This is a genomic window from Halobacillus sp. (assembly GCF_049282395.1).
In the GTDB taxonomy this organism is placed as follows: Bacteria; Bacillota; Bacilli; order Bacillales; family Halobacillaceae; genus Halobacillus.
The window spans coordinates 1-5,351 of the sequence record NZ_JBAPTY010000309.1 but is presented as its reverse complement, the minus strand read 5'-3'; the positions used below and the strand labels follow the sequence as shown (position 1 = coordinate 5,351).

Genomic DNA, 5,351 nt, shown 5'->3' with positions numbered 1-5,351 from the left:
TGCGGGATAAACATGACCGGTGAGACCCCGGAAGTCGAAGACTGAGGAGGCTCAGCACATGCCCGCGGAAAGCGAATCATCCCCCGCAGGACCTATCTTCTCATAAAATATCTCGAAATCGAGTCTTCAAAAATCCGGCCCTTTTGTTGAATATCGTTTAATCTTAAACTCCTTCAAAATACAAAGGATAGTGGTAGCTGCATTTTTCGTTAAACGGATGAGCGCATTCTGGACATTGATTCACCTTCATATATGTTTGAATAGAAAACTCAGTCCAGCAATTTCCGCACAAAATCGCTTTTTCTTCCCAATGCTCCTTAGGCCATTTTCTCTCACTATGATCCGCTTTTTCTTTGTGGCAATAGTAGCAGCCATAGTATTCCTGACAGCAGTAGAATTTGACCGCCACAATGTCGACGTTACTATGATAGTGTGCACATCTCGTGTGTTCATCTACACCTGTACCTTTCACCTTAATTCTGTTCATACTTCTCCTCCTCCTGAATTCCTTTTAAATACCGGCAAAGAGATAAAAATTAAGATAAAGACAAGAGCGGTACTGATCACGCCCGGCCAGCCCCATGTCTCCCAAAGGGTCCCGACAGCTGTACTTCCTACTGCTACTCCTACGTAATAACTAATCAAGTAAAAACTTGAGGCGCCGCTTCTGTGATGATCAGCTGATTTACTCACAAGAGCGGCAGCCATAGAATGAGCAATAAAAAATCCGGAACAAAGCACACCGAGTCCTACCATGATCCATGATACCGGTTGTAAAGCGGTGAAACCAGCTCCTGCAATCAGAATAAATAATCCAGAAAACATCACTTTTGTTAAACCGAAGTGATTAGACAGACGGCCGGCAAGTGGTGGGGCAAGGACCCCGAGAACATAAGCAAAATACGTAAAGGATATCCATTTTAACGGCCACTGATATGGGTCTGATTGCAAATGGAAAGGGATATACGTCCATATTGCTGTAAAAACAATTTGAAGCAGGAATCCCATTAAAAATAACACTAGCATATAACGGTCTTTCAAGTGGACAAGCATTCCCTGAAAATCTTCCCGAAGTGGCTGGTCTCCTTTTGTAAAGAAACGTTCGGAAGGCAGAAGCAATAGGAAAAGCAGAGCAGCAGCCACACCAAATGCAGAGAGTACGAACAAGGTCTTCTCCCAATCAAATACATCCGTTAAATAACCCCCTGCGACTCTCCCACCCATACCGCCGAGTGCGTTGCTGGATATGTACAGCGTCATAGCCAGACCTAAATGATTAGGGTCTACTTCTTCTCCTAAATAGCCCATAGCTGCTGCAGGAATTCCGGCCAGGAAAAAGCCTTGCAGCAATCGTAAAACTACCAGCCATTCAAAAGAAGAAGTAAACGGCATTGCTACAAGCAGCAATACCGTCACTCCAAGAGATATTTGCATCAGTCGCATTCGTCCGTAACGGTCCGCTGCAAAGCCGAGAATGAAAAGCCCGACAACCATCGCGATTACAGCAGCGGACATAAGAAAACTGGACTCAGTAGCCGATACTTGAAATTCATTCACAAAAATAGGCAATAACGGCTGAAATACATACAAAGTTGAAAAGACGAGTAAGGACGCAAGCATCAGGGCTAAAGTAACGCGCCAGAATCCAGACTCGTCCGGGGTATAGGGCTTAATAGCCGGCTGACTTGAATCCATGGTGTTCATCCTTTACTTATTGGCTGAATTTTTGAGGAAACGTTGTTAGGTCGATATCCCATGCGAATGGTAAATAAAAATAAATGGCAAGGGTGACCAGAACAATGGCAAAGACGTTTAGTAAAAACCCGGCCTTGGCCATATCGGGTATACGTAAGTAGCCTGATCCAAACACAACCGCGTTCGGTGGTGTGGCCACAGGAAGCATGAACGCACAGCTGGCTGCAACCCCCGCCCCAATCATCAGACTGTATGGGTGCACGGATAGTGCCGATGCAAGCGAAGCCATAATTGGAAACATCATTGTGGCTGTAGCCGTGTTTGACGTGATTTCGGTCAGGAAGATAACCATAGCAATAACGCACGCGAGAATCAGGAACAAGCTGACCCCTTCTAAAATCGTCAATTGCTTACCGATCCATTCCGCAAGTCCAGTTTCCTGGAAGCCTGCTGCAATCGCAAGACCTGCACCGAAAAGTAGTAATATCCCCCACGGGAGCCCTTTCGCCGTGTTCCAGTCCAGAATGAAGTCTCCCTTTTTACTGAACGATGGAATGAGGAAAAGAATGATGGCGGCACTCATGGCAATAACTGTATCGTTAATGTTCTCATTCACATAAGGGACTAATACAAATGACCTTAGAATCCATGCAAGAGCTGTTATGCTGAAGACAGAAAGCACGATTTTTTCTTCGATCGACATATCACCAAGCGTTCGACGCTCGTTATTAATAACTTCTTTTCCTCCCGGAAGCTGCTTAATCTTCATGGGAAAGGCTACTTTAACAAGATATATCCAGGCAATTCCTAAGAAAAGAAGGGCTAATGGTACACCAAACATCATCCACCGTGCAAAGGATATCTCGAGATCGTACGTTTCTGAAACGACAGCAGCAAAAATCGTATTCGGTGGCGTACCAATTAACGTAGCAAGACCTCCTATCGAAGCACTGTAAGCAATCCCAAGCATAACGACTTTTCCAAAGTTAAAGGAAGAGTGATCGACTTGACCTTCCCCTTCCTTCTTCAACTGTTCAGATGCCTGGTAAATAACCGCAAGGCCGATCGGTACCATCATCATTGAAGTGGCTGTATTGGAAATCCACATAGAAAGCAGTCCGGTCGCAAGCATAAACCCAAGCACAATCATTTCAGTGCTTGTCCCTACCAGCGAAATAATAAACAAGGCGATGCGTTTATGTAAGTTCCACTTCTGCATCGCAAGGGCAATAAGGAAACCACCCATGAATAAGAAAATGGTGTTATCCCCGTAAGATGATGCCGTTGCATCACCGGAGAGACCTCCTGTAAGCGGAAACAAAATTAAAGGTAATAAAGACGTAGCTGGAATCGGTACAGCCTCAGTGATCCACCACGTAGCAATCCATAGGGTACTTGCGAGAATCGCTACCGCACTGCCGGACAGTCCTTCTGGTTCAAAAAATAAAAGCGTCACAATAAATAAAAGAGGTCCTAAGATGATACCAATTTTTTGACGGGTATCAAAGGAAGAACCGGATCCGCCGCTCCCGTTTGCCGGTTGATTCGAATCCGAACCATTCCCCGCCTGCTTACGATCATCTTCCTTTGGTTTCACTTTCTCAGGATTTCCCGTCACAGCGAAGCTCATTAAATCTTTGGCTTGATCATGCAACTGCCACATCCAGTTCCAGAAATTTTTTATCCCGGATTGTTCCTGCATCATGATTCCTCCCATCCGAATTTGTTAGTATTGCAAGAATATTCTCATATATTAACAAATTTTATCATAAATTTGGAATCCAAGGTAGAAATCAACTCCAACCCTCTCAAATAAATCCCTTATATTGTCACCTCAGGTCATCCAGTTTATGGAATTATAGTAATGAACAGGTTTTTCACGAGGGCTTTCTGGATAAAGGGAAGTATGACAATAGAAAGAGGTGGAAGGTTTGACAACTGTCCAGGATAAAGTATTCATCGTTACAGGCGCTGCTTCCGGTATGGGATATGCGGCCGCTCGCAGACTTGTAAATGAACAGGCAAATGTAGCACTATTAGACATTAATGAAGATCGGTTAAAGGAAGCAGAACAGCAGCTTCAGGGGGAAGCCAACCGCACGCTAACCCTGACCACTGATTTGTCTTCTCCGGAAGAGGTGAAAAAAAGTATAGACATGGTCCAAGAACACTGGGGCAGAATTGATGGGGTATTCGCCAATGCCGGAGTCAACGGTAAAGTTATGCCTATCGAGGACATGCCTCCGGAAGAATGGGACCATACCATTGAAACCAATTTAAAGGGTTCTTTCCTGACCCTGAAATATGCCATCCCCCACATGAAGGAAAAAGGAGGAAGTGTCGTACTTACCAGTTCTATTAATGGTAACCGCACCTTTACGAATAAAGGCTTTTCTGCATACAGTTCTTCTAAAGCCGGGATTATGGCCTTCGGCAAAATGGCTGCAGTGGAACTTGCTTCCCAGGGAATTCGCGTTAACATTATGTGCCCTGGTTTCATCGATACTAATATTGGTGAAAACACGCGTCCGGCTGAGCAGGAGCTTGAAAAAATTAAAATCCCAGTAAAAAAAGAAGTAGAAGGCTCACCGCTTAATGAAGAAGTGGGCTCACCTGAACAAGTGGCCGACCTTGTACACTTCCTGCTGTCCGATGCTTCTTCCCACATTACAGGGACCGAGGTGTTCATCGACGGCGCCGAATCACTCCTGTGAATATGTAAAAAATACCACCTCAAGTCATCCAGATTTTGGATGACCTGAGGTGGCTGTTTATTCCATTTGGTTCAGGATTCGGTCACGGGTGTTAGCAGGGATTTTCCTTTTTGATAGAATTTCTTCCTATCCTGTTCCGGCACTAGGGACCCGCCTGTGGACCAGGTTAAATGAACCGCACGGCCCATTTTGTCCTCCCATCCATTTTCTTCGAGAATGCCCGACTCTTGAAGTCTTAATGGTCCGGAAAGTCCGGAAGCTGCGGATGGTTCTACGTACACGTTTTCTGAGTCAGCCAGCAATGCAAGCAGACGGTACATTTCATCGTCTTCCATAGTATAAAAACCGCTTACCAAATACTGACTAATTTCTGTCGCAAACCGGGAAGGACGTCCAACCGCCAGCCCATCCGCCTCTGTAAGATTATCCAGACCAAAATCCTGAACGGACACTTTTTCGTGTTCTCCAGTCATTACCCCGAGCATTACGGACGGAGAATGCGTAGGCTCTACAAACAGGCAGTGAACATGATCCCCGAACACTTCCTTCAATCCAAATGTAATCCCTCCCGGGGATCCTCCTACTCCGCACGGAAGGTAAACGAACAGCGGATGATCCTTATCTACTGTAATCCCTTCTTCATCCAACTGTCTTTTTAATTCAAGGGCAGCCACACTATATCCTAAAAATAAGGCCTTCGAGTCCTCATCATCTACAAAATAGCCAAGTGGATCGTCCATCGTAATCGAACGTCCTTGCGTAATGGCTTCACTAAAATCTCCTTTGTACTCGAAAACTTTCGCTCCTTTTTGACGGAGCAGATCCTTCTTCCACTGCTTCGCATCAGCCGACATGTGAACCTCTACCGTAAATCCGAGTTTAGCACTAATGGTACCAATACTCAGCGCCAGATTCCCTGTCGATCCAACGCCGATCGTATAC

General features: G+C 45.3%; 5 protein-coding genes. 1 reads left to right on the top strand and 4 read right to left on the bottom strand.

The window, feature by feature from the left end:
• Window positions 1-163: 163 nt before the first annotated feature.
• Genes WAM07_RS13245 through WAM07_RS13235 form a run of 3 tightly spaced genes read right to left on the bottom strand, consistent with a single transcriptional unit; the run spans window position 164 to window position 3,400 of the window.
• Window positions 164-487 carry a CHY zinc finger protein gene (locus WAM07_RS13245; protein ID WP_422167555.1) on the bottom strand — a complete coding sequence of 108 codons (324 nt, stop codon included), beginning with the start codon at window positions 485-487 and terminating at the stop codon, window positions 164-166.
• Window positions 484-1,695 (bottom strand): MFS transporter, encoded by a 1,212-nt coding sequence (locus WAM07_RS13240; RefSeq protein WP_422167554.1) that lies wholly within the window; start codon window positions 1,693-1,695, stop codon window positions 484-486. Before WAM07_RS13240 ends, WAM07_RS13245 begins: the two co-directional genes overlap by 4 nt.
• Window positions 1,696-1,711: 16 nt before the next feature.
• A complete protein-coding gene (locus tag WAM07_RS13235) occupies window positions 1,712-3,400 on the bottom strand; it encodes an SLC13 family permease (protein WP_422167552.1) in 1,689 nt (562 codons plus the stop codon).
• 226 nt (window positions 3,401-3,626) lie between these two features.
• On the opposite strand from WAM07_RS13235, the gene WAM07_RS13230 reads away from it, so the two are divergent.
• A complete protein-coding gene (locus WAM07_RS13230; RefSeq protein WP_422167550.1) occupies window positions 3,627-4,409 on the top strand; it encodes an SDR family NAD(P)-dependent oxidoreductase in 783 nt (260 codons plus the stop codon).
• 71 nt (window positions 4,410-4,480) lie between these two features.
• Here WAM07_RS13230 and WAM07_RS13225 read toward each other — a convergent pair.
• On the bottom strand, window positions 4,481-5,351 hold an 871-nt coding region (locus WAM07_RS13225; RefSeq protein WP_422167548.1), incomplete at its 5' end, for a D-serine ammonia-lyase.

Coding starts and splice junctions, on each gene's coding strand:
- WAM07_RS13245 (WP_422167555.1), bottom strand. CDS start 487: ATGAACAGAATTAAGGTGAAAGGTACAGGTGTAGATGAACACACGAGA.
- WAM07_RS13240 (WP_422167554.1), bottom strand. CDS start 1,695: ATGGATTCAAGTCAGCCGGCTATTAAGCCCTATACCCCGGACGAGTCT.
- WAM07_RS13235 (WP_422167552.1), bottom strand. CDS start 3,400: ATGATGCAGGAACAATCCGGGATAAAAAATTTCTGGAACTGGATGTGG.